This is a genomic window from Humitalea sp. 24SJ18S-53 (assembly GCF_050632385.1).
Lineage (GTDB): Bacteria > Pseudomonadota > Alphaproteobacteria > Acetobacterales > Acetobacteraceae > Humitalea.
Genome location: NZ_CP192599.1, coordinates 3060253 through 3080908, shown reverse-complemented (window position 1 = coordinate 3080908; position 20656 = coordinate 3060253). Strand labels below are relative to the sequence as shown.

Here is a 20656-nt window from a genome sequence, read left to right as displayed (position 1 = left end):
CCCCTCAGCTCATGTCCGCGATCGAGACGGGCTCGACCTCGTACTTGCGGTTGCGATAGGCGACGACGTGGTTGCGGTTGTTCTGGATGACGCCAGGGAAGCCCAGCATCTTCCAGCCGACCTTGTTCTGGTTCCCGCCGTAGATCGGGTCGGCGAACATCCCTTCCATCACGTTCTGGTAGACCATGCTCCAGAAGGTCCGGGCCGGCAGGCCGCTGTCGAAGGTGACGCGCCCCTGGTCGAGGTCGAGCAACACCTGGTTACGCTGCGCCTCGGTGACCTGGTCGAAGCTTTTGCCCAGCGCTTTCACGCAATGCGCATTGGTCGCCTCGATCCCCGCGCGCCAAAGCTGCGCCGGCGTAAGCGCCAGTTGGTAGCCCTGGTTCGGATGGCCGGTGCGCCAGGGCCCCTGCATATACAGCCGGTCGCCCTTGCCCCAGCCGCTGGCCAGCGCACGGTCGATGTAGGTCGCGATGCCGACCTCGGTGCCCTTGGGGGTCAAGTCGTCGGCGGGGATCATGGTGTCCACCAGCGCCTCGACGAAGGCGATCTCGTCCGGCGTCAGGAAGGTATAGCCCTCGCCGCTGGGCGCGGCTGGCGCCGCGGCCGGTGCGGCTTGGGCCGCGACCTGCGTGGCGCCGCCAAGCGTGGCCGCGGCCGCGCCGCCGACGGCGCTTCCCTGAAGGAAGGACCGCCGGTCCAGACTGGGATGATTCGACATCGATCGCCTTTCGCGCGGCACCTGGCCGTGCGTGCGGCCGGACCGTCTTGTTGCGAACGCCGGATTTTTCCGACGCACTCCCCGCGTTCCACCGTAACGGAACGGAGGGAGTGTGCAGCCTCGCCGAATCAGCGGCCCCGTGAAATACGCAGGGCTGCTATGCGCTCGCCTTGTCCAGCGCCTGGGCGAGGTCGGCGATGATGTCGTCGATGTGCTCGATTCCGATCGACAGCCGCACGTAGCCGGGGGAGACGCCGGAGGCCAATTGCTCCTGGGCGCTCAACTGGCTGTGCGTCGTCGTGGCCGGATGGATCGCCAGGCTGCGCGCATCGCCGATATTGGCGACATGGTAGAACAGCCGCAGCGCCTCGATGAAGCGGCGGCCGGCCTCGACCCCCGCCTTCAACTCGAAGCCCATCAGGCTGCCATAGCCGCCTGTCAGCGCAGCCTCTGCCCGGCGCTTGGCCTCGCCCTGGAACAGGCTGGGGTGGGTGACGCTGGCGATGGCCGGGTGGCTGGCGAGGTAAGCGGCGACCCGGATCGCGTTGGCGCAATGGCGTTCCATCCGCAGCGACACCGTCTCCAGCCCCTGCAGGGTCTGGAACGCGTTGAAGGGCGACATCGGCGCGCCGAGGTCCCGCAACAGGCAGGTCCGCATCCGCAGGATATAGGCGATGGGCCCAAGCGGGGCGGCCGCCACCGTCCAGACCGCGCCATGATACGACGGGTCCGGCGTGTTCAGCGTCGGGAAGCGGGCCGCATGGGCCGCCCAATCGAAATTCCCGCCATCGATCACCACGCCGCCGATCGAGGTGCCGTGCCCGCCGATCCACTTCGTCGTGGAATGCATCACGATGGCGGCGCCCAGCGCCAGCGGCTTGCACAGCACCACGGCCGCCGTGTTGTCCATGATCAGCGGCACGCCGATGGCGCGGCCAAGGGCGGCGACCTCGGCGATCGGGAAGACCTGCAGTTTTGGGTTCGGCAGCGTCTCGGCATACCAGCAGCGCGTACGGTCATCGGTCGCGCGGACAAAACCCTGCGGATCGGCGGGATCGACGAAGCGGACCTCGATGCCGAACTGCTTCATCGTATTGGCGAAAAGGTTCCAGGTGCCGCCGTAGAGGTCGGTCGAGGAGACAATATTGTCCCCCGCCGAGCACAGGTTCATCACGGAAAACGCCGTCGCCGCCTGGCCAGATCCCACGGCCAGCGCCGCCGCCCCACCCTCCAGCGCCGCGAGCCGTTGCTCCAGCACATCGACGGTCGGGTTCATGATCCGCGTGTAGATCATGCCGAGTTCCTGCAGCCCGAACAGCCGCTCGGCATGCCCGGTGTCCTGGAACTGGAAGGATGTCGTCTGGTGGATCGGCACCGCGACCGATCCCGTGGTCGGGTCCGCGCGCCAGCCGGCATGCAGCGCGATGGTTTCGGGATGGGTGGAGGCAGGCGCGGGCGGGAAGGGCATGGAACATTTCCTGGTTTGGGCGCGGGGCCGTCGGAGCGTGAGGGTGGAACGACCCGGGGTTTGCGCGCAACCAAGGCGACCAGGTCCGCGTGTGGCGCGGCGGAGACTTGCGCCCCGCCGTTTCGCAGCGGCTGCCCCGCGTGCTACGCACCCGGGCATGCAGCAGACACCCCAGATCGTCGCCATAGGCTCCGACCACGCCGGCCCGGCCCTGAAGGAGGTGCTGATCGCCGCCATGCAGGCCGCCGGCCATGATGTGATCGATTGCGGCACGGATGGACCGGCCAGCGTGGATTACCCGGATTTCGCCGCCGCCGTGGTCGACCAGGTGCTGACGGGCCGCGCCGCCTTTGGCGTCCTGGTCTGCGGCACGGGCATCGGCATGGCCATGGCCGCCAACCGCTGCCCCGGCATCCGCGCCGCCGTGCTGCACGACACGACCGAGGCCCGGCTGACCCGCGCCCACAACGACGCCAATGTCGCCTGCTTCGGCGCCCGCACGATCGGGCCGGAAACGGCGCTCGACAGCCTGACAAGCTTCCTCGCCACCCCCTATGAGGGGGGGCGGCACGAGCGGCGTGTCGCCAAGCTTTCCGCGGCCGATGCCGCCCTGCGTGCCTCCTGATCCGACGGACCCAGCCCGATGAACGAACAGACCCCCAGCCTCGCCCCTGACCGCTTCTTCGGCGCCACCCTGGCCGAGGCGGACCCGGCCATCGCCGCCTGCGTCGGGCAGGAACTGCACCGGCAGCAGGATGGGATCGAATTGATCGCATCGGAAAACATCGTCTCCCGCGCGGTGATGGAAGCCCAGGGGTCGGTGCTGACGAACAAGTATGCCGAGGGCTATTCGGGCCGGCGCTACTACGGCGGCTGCGAATACGTGGACATCGCCGAGACCCTGGCGATCGAGCGGGCCACCAAGCTGTTCGGCTGCGGCTTCGCCAATGTGCAGCCGCATTCGGGCGCCCAGGCGAATCAGGCGGTGTTCCTCGCGCTGCTGCAGCCGGGCGATACCTTCATGGGCCTGGACCTGGCGGCCGGTGGACACCTGACCCATGGCTCGCCCGCCAACCTGTCGGGCAAGTGGTTCAAGCCGGTGCCCTATACCGTGCGGCGCGAGGACCAGCGCATCGACATGGCGGAGGTGCGCCGCATCGCCCTGGAAGCCAAGCCGAAGCTGATCATCGCCGGCGGCTCGGCCTATGCCCGCGCCTGGGATTTTGCCGGGTTCCGGGCCATCGCGGATGAAGTCGGCGCGATCTTCATGGTCGACATGGCGCATTTCGCCGGCCTGGTGGCCGGTGGCGCCCATGACAGCCCGTTCCCGCATGCCCATGTCGCCACGACCACGACCCACAAGACCCTGCGCGGCCCGCGCGGCGGCATGATCCTGACCAATGACGAAGCGCTGGCCAAGAAATTCAACAGCGCCGTCTTCCCGGGGCTCCAGGGCGGCCCGTTGATGCATGTCATCGCCGCCAAGGCCGTCGCCTTCGGTGAGGCATTGCGCCCCGAATTCCGTGCCTATGCCCGCCAGATCGTCGCCAATGCCGCGGCCCTGTCCGATGCGCTGAAGGCCGAGGGCTTCGACCTCGTGACCGGCGGCACCGACAACCACCTGATCCTAGTCGACCTGCGGCCCAAGCGCGTGACCGGCAAGGCGGCCGAGGGCGCGCTGAACCGGGCGCATTTGACCTGCAACAAGAACGCGATCCCCTTCGATCCGGAAAAGCCGATGGTCACCTCCGGCGTGCGCCTCGGCAGCCCGGCCGCGACCACCCGCGGCTTCCGGGAGGAAGAGTTCCGCGAGGTCGGGCGCATGATCGGCCGCGTCGTCGACGGCCTGGCCGGCGGCGACAATGGCGCGATCGAAGCGGCGGTGGCGGCCGAGGTCCAGGCCCTCTGCGCCCGTTTCCCGATCTACCCGAACTAGAGCATGTTCCGTTCGCAAGGGCTCACTACACATGCTCCAGTTTGTTGTTTTTGCGAGCATCTTCATCCGTTCAAACGATTCCGTTTGAACGGATGATGCTCTAGGTCGCCCCGATGCGCTGTCCCTTTTGCGGCAGCGAGGACACGCAGGTGAAGGACAGCCGTCCGGCGGAGGATGGTGCCGCCATCCGCCGCCGTCGCTTCTGCCCCGCCTGCGGCAACCGCTTCACGACGTTCGAGCGTGTGGTGCTGCGCGAATTGGTCGTGGTGAAGAGCGACGGCCGCCGCGCCCCATTCGACCGCGACAAGCTGTCGCGCAGCGTGCGCGTGGCCCTACGCAAGCGCCCGGTGGATGAGGAACGGATCGAGCGCATCGTCTCCGGCATCCAGCGTCGCCTGGAAATGGAAAGCGACACCGAAACGACATCCCGTCGTATCGGTGAGATCGTCATGACGGCGCTGCGGGAGGTGGATGAAGTGGCTTATGTCCGCTTCGCCAGCGTCTATCGCAACTTTGGCGCGGCCTCGGATTTTCGCGACTTCCTGGGCGAGATCGAGGACGGGAGCGGCTGAGCTTGCCCGATTTGGTGCATATGCGTGCGGCCCTGTCCCTGGCCGCGCGGGGGCTTGGGAACGTCTGGCCAAACCCTTCGGTCGGTTGCGTCATCGTGCGCGATGGCCAGGTGGTCGGCCGCGGCTGGACCGCGCCGGGCGGCCGCCCGCATGCGGAGACGGAGGCGCTGAAGCGCGCCGGTTTTTTGGCCCGCGGCGCCACCGCCTATGTCACCTTGGAACCCTGCTGCCACTGGGGCCGCACGCCGCCCTGCACCGACGCCCTGATCGCCGCGGGCGTGTCCCGTGTCGTGGTCGCCCTGCGCGACCCCGACCCGCGGGTCGATGGCGAAGGCCTGTCCCGCCTGCGCAACGCGGGCGTGGTGGTCGAGGAAGGGCTGTTGGCGGATGAGGCCGCGTCGCTGAACGCCGGCTTCATCAAGCGCCAGGCGACCGGCTTGCCGCTGGTGACGCTGAAACTTGCCTCCACGATGGATGGCAAGATCGCGACCGCGAGCGGTGAAAGCCAATGGATCACCGGCCCCGCGGCCCGTCGCATGGCGCATGCATTGCGTGGGCGGCACGATGCCGTGCTGGTCGGCAGCGGCACGGTGATGGCGGATGATCCCGCGCTGGATTGCCGCCTGGCGGGCTTCGCCGGCGTGCCGACCGTGCGCGTGGTGGCCGATGCGCGTGCCCGCACCCCCGCGACGGCAAGGCTGTTCACCGCCGATGATCCGGTCTGGATCGCGACCGCGCCCGGGGCCGATACCGCCGCCCTGGCCGCGCGCGGCGCCGAGATCCTGACCGTGGAGACCGCCGAAGGGCCGGGGCTGGATGCCGCCGCGCTGTTGCGGGCCCTGGGCAAAAGGGGCATCACCCGCGTGCTGGCGGAGGGGGGCGGGATGCTCGCGGCCTCTCTGCTGCGGGCGGGGTTGGTGGACCGGATCGCCTGGTTCCATGCCCCACGCGTGATCGGCGCCGATGGCCTGCCTGCCATCGCGGCCCTGGGGCTTCCTGGGCTCGCGGCGGCGCCCATGTTCCATCGCGTCGCCAGGGTCCCGGTCGGGGATGACTGGCTGACCGAAGCGGTGCTGACGGAGGACTGACAGATTTTCACGGGGATCATCACCGGCCTGGGCCGCGTTGCCGCCATCACCCCGATCGGGGCCGGCCAGGACATGCGCCTGACGATCGCGACCCCGCCCGGCTGGCTCGACCAGGGCGGGCACCCGGATTTGGGCGCGTCGATCTGCTGTTCGGGCTGCTGCCTGACGGCCATCGCCTATGGCACCGACCGCTTCGATGTGGAGGCCTCGGCCGAGACCCTGTCGAAAACGACGCTCGGTGGCTGGGCGGTGGGCGATGCCCTGAACCTCGAACGGTCGCTGCGCCTGGGCGATGAAATGGGCGGCCACATCGTGTCGGGCCATGTCGATGGCGTCGGCCAGGTGGAATCGCTGACGCCGGAAAACGGCTCCGTCCGCTGGCGCTTCCGCTTGCCCGACGGACTCGCCCGTTTCGTCGCCATCAAGGGCAGCGTCGCGGTGAACGGCGTGTCGCTGACGGTGAACGAGGCCGACAGGACGGGCTTCGGCGTCAACATCATCCCCCATACCATCGGCGCCACCACCTTTGGCGGGCTGCGGGCCGGTGACCCGGTCAATATCGAAATCGACATGCTGGCCCGCTACGTCGCGCGCCTGGGAGAGTTCACGTCATGAGTCCGGTCCAGACCAAGACCTCCACCTTTGCCGACTTCCTGGCGCCGACCGAGGAACTGCTGGCCGAGGCGCGCAGCGGCAAGATGTTCATCCTGGTCGATGACGAGGACCGCGAGAACGAAGGCGACCTGGTGATTCCCGCCCAGTTCGCGACACCGGATGCGATCAACTTCATGGCGCGCCACGCCCGTGGCCTGATCTGCCTGGCCATGGCCGGCGCACGGGTCGAGGCACTGGGCCTGCCGCTGATGGCCCAGTCCAACGGCACCAGGCACCAGACCGCCTTCACCGTGTCGATCGAGGCGCGGGAAGGTGTCACCACCGGCATCAGCGCCGCCGACCGGGCCCGCACCGTGGCCGTCGCCATCAACACCGAACTCGGGCGCGACCATATCGTGACCCCGGGCCATGTCTTCCCGCTGATGGCGCGCGAAGGCGGCACGCTCGTCCGCGCCGGCCATACCGAGGCCGCGGTGGATTTCGCCCGCATGGCCGGGCTGAACCCGTCGGGCGTGATCTGCGAGATCATGAACGACGACGGCACCATGGCGCGGCTGCCCGACCTCGTTGCCTTCGCCCAGCGGCATGGGCTGAAGCTCGGCACGATCGCCGACCTGATCGCCTATCGCCGCCGCACCGAACGCCTGGTGACCCGCGTCGAGGAAAACCGCATGACCCTGCCGGTCGGCGGGGAATGGCGCGTCATCGTCTACGCCAACCGGCTGGACGGCACCGAGCACTTGGCCCTGGTCAAGGGCGAGCCCGGCCCCGGCCGGGCGGTGCAGGTGCGCATGCACGCCGTATCGCTGGTGCCGGACATGGTCTTCGGCCGGGGCTCCGCCGATCTGCAGGCGGCCATGGCCCGGATCGCGGAGGAGGGCGAGGGCGTGATGGTGCTGTTGCGCGACTGGCGCCCGACCGGGTTGTCGGAGGCCATTCGCCAGGGGCGCGACCGCGCCGCGGCGCCGGAACTGCGCGACTACGGCATCGGGGCGCAGATCCTGGCCGACCTGGGCCTGCAGGAACTGACCCTGCTGTCGAACCATCCCCGCCCGATCGTCGGGCTGGAGGGCTATGGGCTGCAGGTCGTCGAAACCCTCGGCTACGGCCCGGGGGCGGCATGAGCACCGCCGACGCCCCCGAACCCACCGCCACCATCCTGCCCGGCGCGCCGCTGCGCCTGCTGGCGATCATCGCGCCCTACTACAAGGACGTGGTGACCGGCATGCTGGATGGCGCGCGCGGCCTTCTGGCCGGCCAGCCAGGTGCTGCGATGGATGTCGTTGAGGTGGCGGGCGCCTTCGAACTGCCCGCTGCCTTTCGCATGGCACTGCGCGCCGGATCGGCCTACGACGGGGTCTTGATGCTGGGGTGTGTCGTGAAGGGTGAAACCGACCACTACGACTTCATCTGCCAGGCCGTCTGCGACGGGGCCATGTCGGTTGCCGCCGATACCGGGGCTGCGCTCGGCTTCGGCTTGCTGACCGTGGCGAGCATCGACCAGGCCGAGGCGCGTTCGGCGCCCGACCGCCACAACAAGGGTGCTGAAGCCATGGCGGCCCTGTTGGGGCAGGTCGGCTTGCGGCGCCGCTGGGATCTTTCATGACAACCGACACCCGACCGCCGCACCGGCCCTCCACCGCCCGTCCCCGCACGGGCGCGCGGGTGGCCGCGGTGCAGGCACTGTTCCAGTCCGAAGCCTCCGGCGATACGGCCGAAACCATCATCGACCAGTTCGTGAAGCACCGGCTGGGCGCCGACCCGGCCGCGCATCCGGATGATGGCGGGTTCGAGAATGGCCGGGTGCCGGAAGCCCATGTGCCGCTGTTCGCCGCGATCGTGCGGGGCGCGGCCCAGCGCGGCGATGCGGTGGACGCCGTGATCCTGGCGCATCTGGCGGCCGGCTGGCCGATGCACCGGCTGGACCCGGTGCTGCGGGCGATGTTCCGGGCCGCGACCGCCGAGCTGATGTCGGGCACCGAACCCCCGGCGCGGGTGATCATCAAGGAATACATGGACATCGCCCATGGGTTCTTCGGCGGCGAGGAACCGCGCTTCGCCAATGGCGTGCTCGACGCTCTGGCCCGCCATCTGCGCCCGGCCGAATTCGGATTGCCGGCCTCGGCCGGCTGAACGGCCGTGGCCGAACCGCCGGCTGAATTCGGCCTGATCGCCCGGCATTTCCGCCCGCTTGCCGGGCCGGGGGCGCTGGCGCTGCTGGATGACGCGGCGCTGCTGGACCCGCCGGCCGGCCAAACCCTGGTCCTGGCCGCGGATGCCATGGTCGCGGGGGTGCATTTCCTGCCCGATGATCCGGCCGATACCGTCGGGCGCAAATTGCTGCGGGTGAATCTGTCCGACCTGGCCGCCATGGGGGCGGTGCCGCTCGGCTACCTGATGACCACGGCCTTTCCACACGGCACCACCGACGCCTGGATCGCGGGGTTTGCGCGCGGGCTGTTGGAAGACCAGTCGCGTTTCGGCCTGGCGGTGTTGGGGGGCGACACCGTCGCGACGCCGGGGCCGATGTCGCTGTCGCTGACCATTCTTGGCACCGTGGCCCCGGGCGCGGCCCTGACGCGCCAGGGCGCGCGGGCGGGCGATGATATCTGGGTCTCGGGCAGCATCGGCGATGGGACGCTTGGGCTGGCGGTGTTGCAGGGGCGGCTGCCCGACTCGGCGGACGGAGCGCTGGCCGCGCGATACCGCTTGCCGGAGCCGCGCCTGGCGCTCGGGCAGCGGCTGCATGGCTTGGTCCATGCCGCGATGGATGTCTCCGATGGGCTGGTGCAGGACCTGGGGCATCTGTGCCGTGCCGGCGGCGTTGGCGCGGTGCTGGACGCGGCCCTGGTGCCGCTGTCGGCGGCCGCGGCCGGGCTGGTGGCGGAGGACCCCGGGTTGCTCGCACGCTGCCTGACCGGGGGCGATGACTACGAACTGCTCTTCGCGGCCCCTGCTTCGGCGGCGGCGGGCATCCAGGCCGCCGCCGCCGCGTCGGGCACCCCAGCCACGCGCGTCGGTCGCTTCATCGAAGGCCCCGCGCATGTGACGGTGCGTGATGCGAATGGGGGCGAGATGCCCCTGTCGCGGGGGGGATGGAGTCATTTCTGATACAAGTGTGACCGACAGCCGGCGCATGCTGCGCAATGTCCGCCTGCTGTTCCTGTGCCAGGCCTTGCAGAACGCCTCGGTCGTCGGGCAGGTGGCCATGGGCTCGCTGATCGGCTTCGCCCTGGCCGAGAACAAGGCTTTGGCGACCTTGCCGCTGGCCTTCCAGATGCTGGCGACCATGGCGGCCTCGATTCCCGCCGGGATCATCTTCGGCCGATTGGGGCGGCGGGCCGGCTTCGTGGTCGGTGCGCTCGGCGGCATGGCCGGGTCGCTGCTCTTCGCCCTTGGCATCTGGCATGGCGATTTCTGGCTCTATTGCCTGGGTGCCGTTCCGGCCGGGCTGGGGTTCGGCATCGGCCAGCACTATCGCTTCGCCGCGGCCGAGGTCGCGACCCCCGCCTATCGTCCCCGCGCGATCAGCCTGGTGATGGCCGGCGGCGTGCTGGCAGCGATCGCCGGGCCGGAACTGGTCAAGCACACGCGCGACCTGATCCCCGGCTTCCTGTTCATGGGCACCTATCTGATCCTGGCGACCCTGCCGGTCGTCTGCCTGGCGCTATTGAGTTTCGCCGAACTGCCGCCGCCGCCGGCGCGGCCAAAGATCGCCGTGCCGTTGACCGCCTTCCTGCGCCGCCCGGCCTTCCTGACGGCCGCGATCACGGGCGCCGTCGCCTATGGCACGATGAACCTGGCCATGACCTCCACGCCGCTGGAGATGCTGGCCTGTGGCTTCGGCATCGGGGCCAGTGCCACCGTCATCCAACTGCATGCGGTGGCGATGTTCGCGCCCGGTTTCTTCACCGGGCGGATCATTGCCCGCTATGGTGCGGTGCGGGTGATCATCGCCGGCGCCGCGCTGAACGCCGCCTGCGTCGCGGTCGCCGTGGCGGGGGAGAGTTTTGGCCATTTCAGCATCGCGCTGATCTTCCTGGGGCTCGGCTGGAATTTCATGTTCACCGGGGCGACCACCTTGCTCGGGACGAGCTATGCGCCCGAGGAGCGTATTCGCGCCCAGATGCTGAACGACCTGATCGTGTTCGGCACCGTCGCCTGCACCGCATTCGGCAGCGGCCTGGTGCATGCCCAGGCGGGCTGGATCGCGCTGAACCTGACCCTGCTGCCAGCGATGGCGGCGGTCGTGGCGATGCTGCTTTGGCGCCAGCGGGCCGTGGGCACCGCGGCGGCCTGAACCCGGCCGGGCGGCGATTACCGGCCGGCGCCCGTGCCGCTGCCGGGCCCGGGCGCGGCACCGCCGCCGGGACCCGCGCCAAGACGCCCGATATTGCCGAGCAGCGACTGCATGAAGGTCCGGTCGGTGCCCGGCACCGGGGTTTCCCGCGACACGAAGTCGATCTGGCGGCCGTCGCGGCGTTCCAACTCCCGCAGCCCCTGCACGACGCCGGCCCGGTCGAAGGTCACCACGACAACCCGCTGGTCCTCCAGCGCCGGCGTGCGCGCCGGCCGCAGGCGGGTCACCGCACTGATATAATACCAGGTGTCATCGTCGAAGGTCGCCGTGGTCGTCGGGCTGCCCAGCAGCGCCTGGACATCGGCGCGCGTATGGGTCCCGACCACCACCTCGGCCAATTGGTACGCCGCGACGAAGTGGCCGCGCGACTCCGGCGGTGCCGCGAACAGCGGCATCGAGTTGCATCCCGGCAGAACGGCGACGCCGAGCAGCAGGAGTGCGAGGGCAGGCATCCTGGCCGGGCGGCCGGATGCGTTGACGGGAGACCGGGGGCGGACCATTTGCGCTGCGTGCCACCACGCCGCCCCCCGGTCAACCACGGCGGGTCCGGCGGCCAACCTCGACCTCGCGTTTCGGAGACTGCCCCATTGTTCGGCCTGCTGCGCCGCCGCCCGCATGAACGGGTTGGCTTCGAACTCTACGGCGCCGCGGTCGCCGCCGCGCGGCGCCCCTGGGCCTTTGCCGTGCTCGGCGTGCCGGATACGCTTGCCGGGCGGTTCGACCTTATCTCCCTGCATGTCTCCCTGCTGATCCGCCGCCTGCGCAGCGATCCGGACCCGCGCGGGGCCGAACTCGGCCAGGCCGTGTTCGATGCCATGTTCGCCGACATGGACGTGAACCTGCGTGAGATGGGGGTGGGCGACATGTCGGTCGGCAAGCGCGTGAAGGGGCTGTGGGAGGCCTGGCACGGGCGCATGCGGGCCTATGAGACGGCCATCGACTCCAGCGACACCGCTGGGATCGCCGCCGCCGTGGCACGCAATATCTATGGTGGGCACACCGATGCCACGGATGCGGGACCGGTCGCCTTGGCTGATTTCGTGATCCGGGCGGCAGCCCTGCTCGCCACCCAGCCGCTGGCGGGCTTTCTGGCCGGCCAGGCGAGCTTTCCGGAGACCCCGGCATGAGCGCGCCCGAATTCAGCCGGCCGCTGCCCTTCTCTGCCGTGCGGACCCCTGGGCATGTGGTGGAGATCTCCGCCAGCCCCGCCGAGCGCGCGGCACTGGCGCTGCGCCTCGGCCTGATCGACCTGCCGTCGTTGACCGCCCGGTGGCGGCTGAGCCCGGAGGAAACCGGCTGCATCGTCGCCGAGGTCACGGTCCTGGCCGATGTCGTGCAGGAATGCGTCGTCACCCTCGACCCCGTGCCGCAGCGGGTGGAGGAGACGGTGCGCCTGCGCTTCCTGCCACCCGGGGTGGAACCGACGGACGACGACCCGGAGACCCCGGACGACATCCCCTGCGAACGGGAGGTGATGGACCTGGGCGAAGCCACCGCGGAGACCCTGGCGCTCCTGCTGGACCCCTATCCGCGGGCGGAGGGGGCGGTGCTGCCGGATGCCGCGACCGACGCCGACAGCGGACCCTTCGCGGGCCTTTCGCGGCTGCGCGGGACGCCGCAATAGCGGCCCGGCGGCCAGCCTTGTCACAAGAACGCAACCGCGGCGCGCGCTGCGCCTTGCGCCCGCGGGTGTCGGGTGCTACCTCGCGCCGCTTCCAGACCACATCGGTTTTACAGACGAAAGAAGAGGCCCGGCACCATGGCCGTTCCCAAGAAAAAGGTTTCGCCCTCCCGCCGCGGCATGCGCCGTAGCCATCAGGCGATCACGGTCGAGGCGCATACGGAATGCTCCAACTGCGGTGAGCTGAAGCGCCCCCATCATATCTGCTCGCATTGCGGGCATTATGACGGGCGTGAGGTCGTCGCGGCCGGCAAGGCTCTCAAGGCCTCGGTCCGCGCCTGAACGCCCGGTCAGGGTGACCTCCAAGGCAGCGGCGGTGCCCGACGGCGGCAGCCAACCCCCTGGGGTTGGCGTTGGGGTGGTGTTCGACCTCGCCGTGGATGCGATGGGTGGCGACAACGCCCCCGAAAGCATCCTCGACGGGCTTGAACTGGCGGCCGAACGGCATCCGCACGCGCGGTTCCTGCTGGTGGGTGACGCGGCACGGCTGACGCCGATGCTGGCGACTCGCAAGCGCGCCTTGCGTGCCTGCGAACTGCGCCACGCCGCCGAATCGATCCCTGGCGACATGAAGCCGACGCAGGCGCTGCGGGTGCGCGGATCCTCCTTGCGGCTCGCGATCGACGCGGTCGCGAGTGGTGAGGCGCAGGGCATCGTCTCGGCCGGAAATACCGGCGCCTTGATGGCGCTGGCCAAGATCGTGCTGAAAACCCTGCCCGAGATCGACCGGCCGGCGCTGGCCGCCATCGGGCCTTCGGCGCGCGGCGATGTCGTGATGCTCGACCTCGGCGCCAATGTGCAGTGCGACGCCCGCAACCTCGTGCAATTCGCCGTCATGGGCGATGCGTTTGCGCGCGCGGTGCTGGGGCTGACCAGCCCCTCGGTCGGGCTGCTGAACGTGGGGTCCGAGGAACTCAAGGGCGACGATCGCGTGCGCGAGGCTGCCGAGATCCTGCGCGAGAGCCATATCGGCCCCGGATTCCGCGGCTTTGTCGAAGGCCATGACATCGCCGCCGGCACCGTCGATGTGGTCGTGACCGACGGCTTTACGGGCAATGTGGCGCTGAAGACGGGTGAGGGCGCCCTTCGCCTAGTGCGCGAATTGCTGCGCCAGGTCTTCACCAGCAGCGTGCCGGCCCGCATGGGCTATCTACTGGCTCGGCCGGCGCTCGATCGCCTGCGCGAATGGCTGGACCCACGGCGCTACAATGGCGCGGTGCTGATCGGCCTGCGCGGGGTCGTGGTGAAAAGCCATGGCGGCGCCGATGCCCTGGGCTTCGCCCATGCCATGGATGTGGCGATGGACATGGTGACCCATCGGTTCAACGATCGCATTCGCGAAGGCCTGTCCCGCCTGGCCGCGCAGCGCGCCGCCGCGTCGGCCGCCTGACATTCCCTTTTTTTTGAGGCTCTGCCTGTGATCCGGCTTCCCTGATGCGCAACTCGTCCGTCCGCCGGTCGCAGATCATCGGCACCGGCGGCTATCTGCCGACGATGGTGCTGAGCAACGACGCACTGGCGGCGGCGTATGGACTCGACACCACCGACGCCTGGATCACGGAGCGCACCGGCATCCGGCAGCGCCATGTCGCGGCCCCCGATGAACTGGCCTCCGACCTCGGCGCCGCCGCGGCGCGGGAGGCCTTGGCCCAGGCGGGCGTTGATGCGTCGGAAGTCGATCTGATCATCGTCGCGACCGCGACGCCGGACAGCGGCTTTCCCGCGACGGCCGTGCGGATCCAGCAGAAGCTTGGCGTGCCGGGCGGATTCGCCTTCGATGTCGCGGCGGCCTGCACCGGCTTCGTCTATGCGCTGGGCGTCGCCGACAGCCTGATCCGCACCGGGGCCGCGCGCACCGCGCTGGTGATCGGGGCGGAGGTCTTCACCCGAATCCTGGACTGGACCGACCGCGGCACCTGCGTGCTGTTCGGCGACGGGGCCGGGGCGGTGGTGTTGCGGGCAGGGGACGGCGAAGGCAGCGCCGACGATCGCGGTGTGTTGGGCACCCATCTGCATTCGGACGGCCGCTTTGGCGACCTGCTGCATGTCGATATCGCCGGCGCGCCGGCCGGATCGCCGCAGGGCGTGGTCCGCATGGCGGGGCGCGAGGTGTTTCGCCACGCCGTCGGCAAGCTTGCCGCGGCGGTGGATGAGGCGCTGGTCGCCGCCGGGCTGACGCATGAGGATGTGAACTGGCTGGTGCCGCACCAGGCCAATCTGCGCATCATCGAGGCGATGGGCCGCAAGCTGCACCTGGCGCCGGAACGTGTCGTGGTGACGGTGGACCGGCACGCGAATACCTCGGCCGCATCCATCCCCCTGGCCCTGGCCGAGGCGACCCGCGACGGGCGGATCAAGACCGGCGACCTGGTGGTGATGGAGGCGATTGGCGGCGGGCTGACATGGGGCGCGGCACTCGCGCGCTTCTGATACCCACCGACGGGCCAGTGCTTTTCTTTTTAATCAATGATCTGCGGTGCTTTCCTTCATTTTGAAGGAAACCCGCCGCGACCCCCCACAACCCGCCGGTTGACGGCCGTCACCGATCCCGGTTTCCTAAGTGCTTGAATGGGTTGTCGGGAGATTTGGTGGGAATGGACGCGGAGCCGGAGACACTGACGCGGGCGCAGTTGGCCGAAGCCATCTATGCGGCGGTCGGGCTGTCCCGCAATGAAAGCGCCGCTTTGCTGGAAGCCGTGCTCGACGCCATGGCGTCGGCGCTGGAATCGGGCGAGCAGGTCAAGATCGCGGCCTTCGGCACCTTCCTCGTGCGGGAGAAGGGCACCCGCATCGGCCGCAACCCAAAGACCGGGGTCGAGGTGCCGATCTCCCCCCGCCGGGTCCTGTCCTTCCGGCCAAGCCAGGCGCTGAAGGCGCGGCTGAATGCGAAACTCGCCAAGCCGCCGGCGCGCAAGCCGCCGATCCTCAAGGCCGTGACATGAACGAGGTCCCGGACGAGGAGGACGGCGATGTCGGGGGTGAAGACGGGGGCGATGGTCTGCTGACCTTCGCCCAACCCGACCCGGCGTCCGATTCCGATGCCCGCCCGCGCGCGAAAAAGGCCGCCACGGCGTTTCGCACCATCAGCGAGGTCGCCGAGGATCTGCACATTCCGCAGCACGTCCTGCGCTTTTGGGAGACGAAGTTCCCGCAGTTGAAGCCGCTGAAGCGCGGCGGCGGGCGCCGCTACTACCGGCCGGAGGATATCGGCCTGCTCAAGCGGGTCGGTGACCTGCTCTACACGCAGGGCTACACGATCAAGGGCGTGCAGCGCCTGTTGCGCGACGGCGAGTTGCCGGAACCCGCCGCGCCGGCCGAAACGCTGGAATTGCCGCTGCCCGCGCCGGAAACACCCGCCGACCGGCGCGCCGCCGCCTTGCGGATGGCGATCGCCGAGATCGAGGACATCATCGCCGATCTGCGCGCCGCGGCGGTTTAGTCAAACCATCGGCCGTGACGCGATTGCCCCCGGAAGCCTGGGGTGGTATCGCGCAGCCATCGGAGTGTGGCGCAGCCTGGTAGCGCACTTGTCTGGGGGACAAGGGGTCGTGGGTTCGAATCCCGCCACTCCGACCATTTCCCAGGAATACCCCTCGACAACCCCCGGCTGTGGCCCACAACTTGCGTCTCCCCCGGCATCCGTCCGAGGAGGCAATCGTGTCCACCATCACCCGCCGCAGCATCGTCGCCGCCAGCCTGGCGATTCCCGCCGTGGTTCGCGCCCAGCCCGCGCTGACGGATATCAAGTTCTCGCTGGCCGCCCCGCTCGATGGTTCGAACGCGGCCTTCTTCCTGGCCGAGGAACGCGGCTGGTTTCGCGAGGCCGGGGTACGGGTGCAGTTCGACCCCTCCGGTGGGTCGGGTGAGGCTGTGACACGCGTGGGATCGGGCACCTACGACATGGGCATCGCCGATCTTGGCGTGCTGCTGGACTTCAACGGCAAGAACCCCGCCGCCGCCGCGCGCTGCGTCTACATGCTGTATTACCGGTCGCCGCTCTGCGCCGCGTCCTTCGCGCGCGCCAACATCAACAGTGCGGCCGACCTGGTCGGCAAGCGCATCGGCGCGGCGCTGACCGATGGGGCCTATCGCCTGTTCCCCGCCTACGCCGCGCGCACCGGGATCGATGCCAGCACGATCCGTTGGCAGTATGGCGATCTGCGACTGCGCGAGGCGATGCTGCTGCGTGGCGATGCGGAGGCGATTCTCGGCTTCGACAGCACCATGTTCTTCGGGCTGACCCGCAACGGCGCGCGGGCGGCGGATATCAAGTTCCTGTATTTCGCCGATGCGGGGATGCCGCTCTACGGCAATGGGCTGATCGCTTCGAAGCGGCTGCTCGAATCGAACCCCGACGCGGTGCGCCGCTTCACCGCCGCCGCCGCCCGCGGCTGGCAGGCCGCCATCGCCGACCCGGCCGCCGCCGCGGCGGCACTCGGCAAGCGGGAGGCGCTGATCGAGGTGCCGTTGGAAACCGAACGCCTGCGCTGGCTGATCAACAACCAGTTGGTCACCGACGAATCCCGCGCCGATGGCCTGGGCGGCGTGCGTCCGGACCGCATCGCCGAGATGTGCGCCACCGTCAGCGCCGCCTTCGGTCTGGCGCCGCCGGTCACGCCCGCGGGGCTGTTCGACGCCGCCTTCCTGCCCGACGCCGCGATTCGCCGCGTCCCCGTGTGATGTTCGACCTGGTGATCCGCGGCGGCACCATCGCCACCGCCGCGGAGGTTTTTTCCGCGGATATCGGGGTGACCGGGGGGCGCATCGTGGCGCTCTCCGAACGCCTGCCGCTCGGCAGCGGTGGGCGGGAGATCGATGCCGGCGGCAAGATCGTGCTGCCCGGCGGGATCGACGCACATGTCCATATCGACCAAGCGCAGGCACCGGGGCTGGCCTCGGCGGGGGCGATGATGGCCGATGGGTTTCGCAGCGGGACGATTTCGGCGGCCTTCGGCGGCACGACGACCACCATCTCCTTCGCCGTGCAGCATCGCGGCACGTCGTTGCGCGCCGCGGTCGCGGATTACCATGCGCGGGCGACCGGCCATGCCGTGGTGGATTACAGTTTCCACCTGGTCGTCAGCGACCCGACGCCGGCGGTGCTGGGCCAGGAACTGCCCGCGCTGATCGCGGCGGGCTGCCGCAGCCTAAAAGTCTACATGACCTATGACGCGATGCGGATCAGCGACCGCCAGATGCTGGATGTGATGCAGGTCGCGCGCGACCAGCGCGCCGTCGTGCTGGTGCATGCGGAGAATCACGAGGCGATCGCCTGGCTCGCCGAACGGCTCGAAGCGCGCGGCGACACCCGCCCGCAGCATCACGCGCAAAGCCGCCCCTTGCCGGTGGAGCGGGAGGCGACGCATCGCGCGCTGACCCTGGCGGAACTCGTGGGGGAGGTGCCCATCGTCATCGTGCATGTCTCCGGCGCCGAACCGCTGGACGAAATCATCCGCGCCCGCGCGCGGGGCCTGCGCGTCTGGGCCGAGACCTGCCCGCAATACCTCTTCCTGACGGCCGGCGACCTCGACGCGCCGGACATGGAGGGTGCCAAGGTCATGTGCAGCCCACCCCCGCGCGACACCGCCAGCCAGCGCGCGATCTGGCGCGGGATCGAGGATGGCGCCTTCGACCTGATCAATTCCGACCACGCGCCCTATCGCTTCGACGCGCAGGGCAAGCTCATCGCCGGACCCAATCCGCCTTTCCGGAAAGTCTCCAACGGCATCCCGGGGCTGGAGACTCGGCTGCCGCTGCTGTTCAGCGAGGGCGTCATGACCGGCCGCATTCCGCTGACCCGCTTCGTCGCGATGACCGCGACGAACAACGCCAGGCTCTATGGGCTGGCGGGGAAGGGGCGGGTCTCGGTGGGCGCCGATGCCGACCTGGTGCTGTGGAACCCCGACCGCACGACCACCGTCACCAACGCCCTGCTGCACCACAACGTCGATTACACACCCTATGAGGGCATGGTCCTGCGTGGCTGGCCGGAGACCGTGCTGTCGCGCGGCGAAGTGATCGTCGCCGATGGCGCGCTGCATGCGTCGCCGGGCCGCGGGCGTTTCCTGGAACAGGGGCTTTCGGCGGCCTGGGGCGCGGAGGCCGGCCAATGGACCTGAAGATCAAGGGCCGCCGCGCGCTGGTGCTGGGCGGCAATCGCGGCATGGGGCTGGCCATCGCCGAGGCGCTGGCGGCCGAAGGCGCCGTGCTCGCCATCGCCGCACGCGACCAGGCGGCCTCGGCCGAGGCGGTCGCGCGGTTGGGGCCTGGGGCGATGGCCTTCCCACTCGACCTCGACGACACCTCCGGGCTGGACGGCTTTGCCGCCGAGGTCGCGGAACAATTCGGGGCGCCGGAGATCCTGGTGAACAACACCGGCGGCCCGGCCTATGGCGGTGCCTTGGGGCGCGACCCTGCCGATTGGGACAGCGCGTTCCGCGGCATGGTGCTGTCCATCATCCGGCTGACCGACCTGTTCCTGCCGGCGATGCGGGCGGCGGGCTGGGGGCGGGTGCTGACGGTGGTCTCGACCGGGGCGGTGCAGCCGATCCCGGTGCTGGGGATCTCCAATACCCTGCGCGCCGGGGTGATCGCCTGGTCGAAAACCCTGGCCGGTGAGGTCGCGACACAAGGGATCACCGTCAACTGCCTGATGCCCGGCCGCGTCGGCACCGAGCGCGTGCACCTGACCGACGCGGCCGCCGCGGCGCGTGAGGGTGTGGACGTGGCCATCATCCGCGCCCGGTCCCACGCCAGCATCCCGATGGGCCGCTACGCCGAACCGGCGGAGATCGCGGCCGCCGCGGCCTTCGCCGTCAGCGGATGCGCCTCCTACATGACGGGTGCCGTGTTGCGGGTGGACGGGGGGATCGTGCGCCATGTGTGATGGCCCGGTGAATGACAGGCCCGGCGGCGAAACGGGCAGCATGCTGCGTGCCGCGGCCCGCGCCGGCTGGAATGGGCTGACCGTCGGCCGCGCCCGCGGCTTTGTGCAGGCCAACCTTTTCCTGGTGCCGGCGACCGTGGCCGATGAATTCGCAGCCTTCGTCCGCGCCAATAGCCAGGCCTGCCCCTTGCTCGCCATCGGGCGGGCGGGCGACCCGGCCCTGCCGAGCCTGGGTGCCGGCATCGATGTGCGAACCGACCTGCCGGCCTATCTGCTGCATACCCCCGGCGAGCCGCCGCAGCACGTCGCCCATCTGCGCCAGGACTGGCGGTCCGATTTCGTGCCTTTCGCCATCGGCTGCTGGTTTGGTGCGGAGGCCGCGATCGCCGCGGCCGGCATCCGCATGCGCCATGCCGAACTCGGCGTGCAGGGCGGGCTGTTCCGCACCACCCGCGACACCGTTCCGGCCGGCCGCTTCAAGGGACCGGTCGTCGTGTCGATGCGCCCCTTCGCCAAACCCGACGTGCCGCGCGTGATCGAGATCACCGCCGCCCTGCCGCGCAGCCACGGCGCGCCGCTGCATCGCGGCGACCCCGCCGTGCTGGGCATCACCGCCCCCGACCATCCGGATTGGGGCGAGCCCTTGCCATGCTGCGCGGGGGAGGAAGCCCTGTTCTGGGCCTGCGGCCTGACCGCCCTGATGGCGCTGGAGGGCGCGGGCGTGCCGTTTGCCAGCCACGCCCCCGGTGCCATGCTGGTCACAGACCTTCCGGAGAACGTGACGTGACCGCACTGACCCGCAGCAGCAGCAAACTGACCCATGCCGGCGCGATGCTGATCCTGGAGGCGGCGGTGAGGGCGGCCGATGCGATGGGCGTGCCGCAATGCATCGCCGTGGTGGATGAGGGCGCGAACCTGCTGGCCTTCTGCCGGATGGACGGCGCCAAGGTGCTGTCGATCCCAAGCTGCCAGGCCAAGGCTGCGACCGCCGCCGCATCGGGCAAGCCCACCGGCACGGCCCCCGCCGAATCGGAGATCAAGCTCGCCGTCGCCACCGATGGGCGCAACACGAACCTCAAGGGCGGGCTGCCGATCATCGTCGATGGCGTGCTGGTCGGCGGGATCGGGGTTGGCTCAGGGACCGGCGACCAGGACCGAGACGTCGCGGCGGCCGCCTTGGCGGCGGTGGGTTTGGCCGCGTAGCGGGCTGCGGAGTATTGGGGATGTTGCACTTTGAAAGGGGCTTTGCCCCTTTCAAGCTATCCCCACCAAGGGGCCGTGGCCCGTTGGAACCCACGGCGTTTGGCAAAAATAAAGGGAGGGGCATGG

Annotated in this window: 25 protein-coding genes and 1 tRNA gene; 23 read left to right on the top strand and 3 right to left on the bottom strand. The window is 69.7% G+C overall.

Translation table 11 applies throughout. The features are described from left to right. Window positions 1-4: 4 nt before the first annotated feature. Together ACQW02_RS14645 and ACQW02_RS14640 are read right to left on the bottom strand one after the other, a co-directional pair. A complete protein-coding gene (locus tag ACQW02_RS14645; protein WP_431280649.1) occupies window positions 5-721 on the bottom strand; it encodes a gluconate 2-dehydrogenase subunit 3 family protein in 717 nt (238 codons plus the stop codon). Window positions 722-878: 157 nt separating this feature from the next. After that, window positions 879-2189, bottom strand: a complete 1311-nt coding sequence (locus tag ACQW02_RS14640; RefSeq protein ID WP_431280648.1) for an O-acetylhomoserine aminocarboxypropyltransferase/cysteine synthase family protein — start codon at window positions 2187-2189, stop codon at window positions 879-881. 157 nt (window positions 2190-2346) lie between these two features. On the opposite strand from ACQW02_RS14640, the gene rpiB reads away from it, so the two are divergent. The 10 genes from rpiB to ACQW02_RS14590 all read left to right on the top strand — a co-directional run bounded on the left by rpiB (window position 2347) and on the right by ACQW02_RS14590 (window position 10700). Next, window positions 2347-2814, top strand: coding sequence for a ribose 5-phosphate isomerase B (gene rpiB, locus ACQW02_RS14635; protein WP_431280647.1), 468 nt, complete (start codon window positions 2347-2349; stop codon window positions 2812-2814). Between the two features lie 18 nt (window positions 2815-2832). After that, window positions 2833-4125 carry a serine hydroxymethyltransferase gene (gene glyA, locus ACQW02_RS14630; protein ID WP_431280646.1) on the top strand — a complete coding sequence of 431 codons (1293 nt, stop codon included), beginning with the start codon at window positions 2833-2835 and terminating at the stop codon, window positions 4123-4125. A 113-nt stretch (window positions 4126-4238) separates the two neighbouring features. Beyond that, a complete protein-coding gene (gene nrdR, locus ACQW02_RS14625) occupies window positions 4239-4697 on the top strand; it encodes a transcriptional regulator NrdR (RefSeq protein WP_431280645.1) in 459 nt (152 codons plus the stop codon). 2 nt (window positions 4698-4699) lie between these two features. Then, the gene (ribD, locus tag ACQW02_RS14620; protein WP_431280644.1) at window positions 4700-5785 is read left to right on the top strand and encodes a bifunctional diaminohydroxyphosphoribosylaminopyrimidine deaminase/5-amino-6-(5-phosphoribosylamino)uracil reductase RibD; all 1086 of its coding nucleotides are present in this window, start codon (window positions 4700-4702) and stop codon (window positions 5783-5785) included. 3 nt (window positions 5786-5788) lie between these two features. Beyond that, complete coding sequence (locus tag ACQW02_RS14615) at window positions 5789-6400, top strand: riboflavin synthase (protein ID WP_431285906.1); 612 nt, start codon at window positions 5789-5791, stop codon at window positions 6398-6400. Beyond that, window positions 6397-7524, top strand: coding sequence for a 3,4-dihydroxy-2-butanone-4-phosphate synthase (gene ribB / locus ACQW02_RS14610; protein ID WP_431280643.1), 1128 nt, complete (start codon window positions 6397-6399; stop codon window positions 7522-7524). Before ACQW02_RS14615 ends, ribB begins: the two co-directional genes overlap by 4 nt. After that, window positions 7521-8006, top strand: coding sequence for a 6,7-dimethyl-8-ribityllumazine synthase (gene ribH, locus ACQW02_RS14605; protein ID WP_431280642.1), 486 nt, complete (start codon window positions 7521-7523; stop codon window positions 8004-8006). Before ribB ends, ribH begins: the two co-directional genes overlap by 4 nt. Beyond that, on the top strand, window positions 8003-8533 hold the full coding sequence (nusB, locus tag ACQW02_RS14600; RefSeq protein ID WP_431280641.1) for a transcription antitermination factor NusB: 531 nt from the start codon (window positions 8003-8005) through the stop codon (window positions 8531-8533). Before ribH ends, nusB begins: the two co-directional genes overlap by 4 nt. A 6-nt stretch (window positions 8534-8539) precedes the next feature. Continuing rightward, window positions 8540-9511, top strand: a complete 972-nt coding sequence (thiL, locus tag ACQW02_RS14595; protein WP_431280640.1) for a thiamine-phosphate kinase — start codon at window positions 8540-8542, stop codon at window positions 9509-9511. Window positions 9512-9518: 7 nt separating this feature from the next. Beyond that, on the top strand, window positions 9519-10700 hold the full coding sequence (locus ACQW02_RS14590) for an MFS transporter (RefSeq protein ID WP_431280639.1): 1182 nt from the start codon (window positions 9519-9521) through the stop codon (window positions 10698-10700). 17 nt (window positions 10701-10717) lie between these two features. Here the strand turns inward: ACQW02_RS14590 and bamE are convergent, their stop codons facing one another. Further along, the gene (gene bamE / locus ACQW02_RS14585; protein ID WP_431280638.1) at window positions 10718-11155 is read right to left on the bottom strand and encodes an outer membrane protein assembly factor BamE domain-containing protein; all 438 of its coding nucleotides are present in this window, start codon (window positions 11153-11155) and stop codon (window positions 10718-10720) included. Window positions 11156-11347: 192 nt separating this feature from the next. On the opposite strand from bamE, the gene ACQW02_RS14580 reads away from it, so the two are divergent. The 13 genes from ACQW02_RS14580 (at window position 11348) to ACQW02_RS14520 (ending at window position 20530) form a co-directional block, all read left to right on the top strand. Continuing rightward, complete coding sequence (locus tag ACQW02_RS14580) at window positions 11348-11887, top strand: ubiquinol-cytochrome C chaperone family protein (protein ID WP_431280637.1); 540 nt, start codon at window positions 11348-11350, stop codon at window positions 11885-11887. Beyond that, entirely contained in the window at window positions 11884-12384 is a 501-nt protein-coding gene (locus ACQW02_RS14575) for a YceD family protein (RefSeq protein WP_431280636.1), read from the top strand. The genes ACQW02_RS14580 and ACQW02_RS14575 overlap by 4 nt, the downstream gene beginning before the upstream one ends. A gap of 135 nt (window positions 12385-12519) precedes the next feature. After that, entirely contained in the window at window positions 12520-12723 is a 204-nt protein-coding gene (rpmF, locus tag ACQW02_RS14570; RefSeq protein ID WP_431280635.1) for a 50S ribosomal protein L32, read from the top strand. Between the two features lie 103 nt (window positions 12724-12826). Next, entirely contained in the window at window positions 12827-13831 is a 1005-nt protein-coding gene (gene plsX, locus ACQW02_RS14565; RefSeq protein ID WP_431285905.1) for a phosphate acyltransferase PlsX, read from the top strand. Between the two features lie 44 nt (window positions 13832-13875). Next, window positions 13876-14871, top strand: coding sequence for a beta-ketoacyl-ACP synthase III (locus tag ACQW02_RS14560; RefSeq protein ID WP_431280634.1), 996 nt, complete (start codon window positions 13876-13878; stop codon window positions 14869-14871). Window positions 14872-15035: 164 nt separating this feature from the next. Next, window positions 15036-15383, top strand: a complete 348-nt coding sequence (locus tag ACQW02_RS14555; RefSeq protein ID WP_431280633.1) for an integration host factor subunit alpha — start codon at window positions 15036-15038, stop codon at window positions 15381-15383. Continuing rightward, window positions 15380-15880: a MerR family transcriptional regulator gene (locus tag ACQW02_RS14550; RefSeq protein ID WP_431280632.1), complete on the top strand. Its 501-nt coding sequence runs from the start codon at window positions 15380-15382 to the stop codon at window positions 15878-15880. The genes ACQW02_RS14555 and ACQW02_RS14550 overlap by 4 nt, the downstream gene beginning before the upstream one ends. A gap of 60 nt (window positions 15881-15940) precedes the next feature. Further along, window positions 15941-16017 (top strand) — tRNA-Pro (locus ACQW02_RS14545). 81 nt (window positions 16018-16098) lie between these two features. Beyond that, window positions 16099-17121 (top strand): ABC transporter substrate-binding protein, encoded by a 1023-nt coding sequence (locus tag ACQW02_RS14540; protein ID WP_431280631.1) that lies wholly within the window; start codon window positions 16099-16101, stop codon window positions 17119-17121. Then, window positions 17121-18560: a dihydropyrimidinase gene (gene hydA / locus ACQW02_RS14535; RefSeq protein WP_431280630.1), complete on the top strand. Its 1440-nt coding sequence runs from the start codon at window positions 17121-17123 to the stop codon at window positions 18558-18560. The genes ACQW02_RS14540 and hydA overlap by 1 nt, the downstream gene beginning before the upstream one ends. Next, window positions 18551-19327, top strand: coding sequence for an SDR family oxidoreductase (locus ACQW02_RS14530; RefSeq protein ID WP_431280629.1), 777 nt, complete (start codon window positions 18551-18553; stop codon window positions 19325-19327). The genes hydA and ACQW02_RS14530 overlap by 10 nt, the downstream gene beginning before the upstream one ends. Then, window positions 19320-20114: a D-glutamate cyclase family protein gene (locus ACQW02_RS14525; RefSeq protein ID WP_431280628.1), complete on the top strand. Its 795-nt coding sequence runs from the start codon at window positions 19320-19322 to the stop codon at window positions 20112-20114. Before ACQW02_RS14530 ends, ACQW02_RS14525 begins: the two co-directional genes overlap by 8 nt. Then, the gene (locus ACQW02_RS14520) at window positions 20111-20530 is read left to right on the top strand and encodes a GlcG/HbpS family heme-binding protein (protein WP_431280627.1); all 420 of its coding nucleotides are present in this window, start codon (window positions 20111-20113) and stop codon (window positions 20528-20530) included. Before ACQW02_RS14525 ends, ACQW02_RS14520 begins: the two co-directional genes overlap by 4 nt. Window positions 20531-20656: the final 126 nt, after the last annotated feature.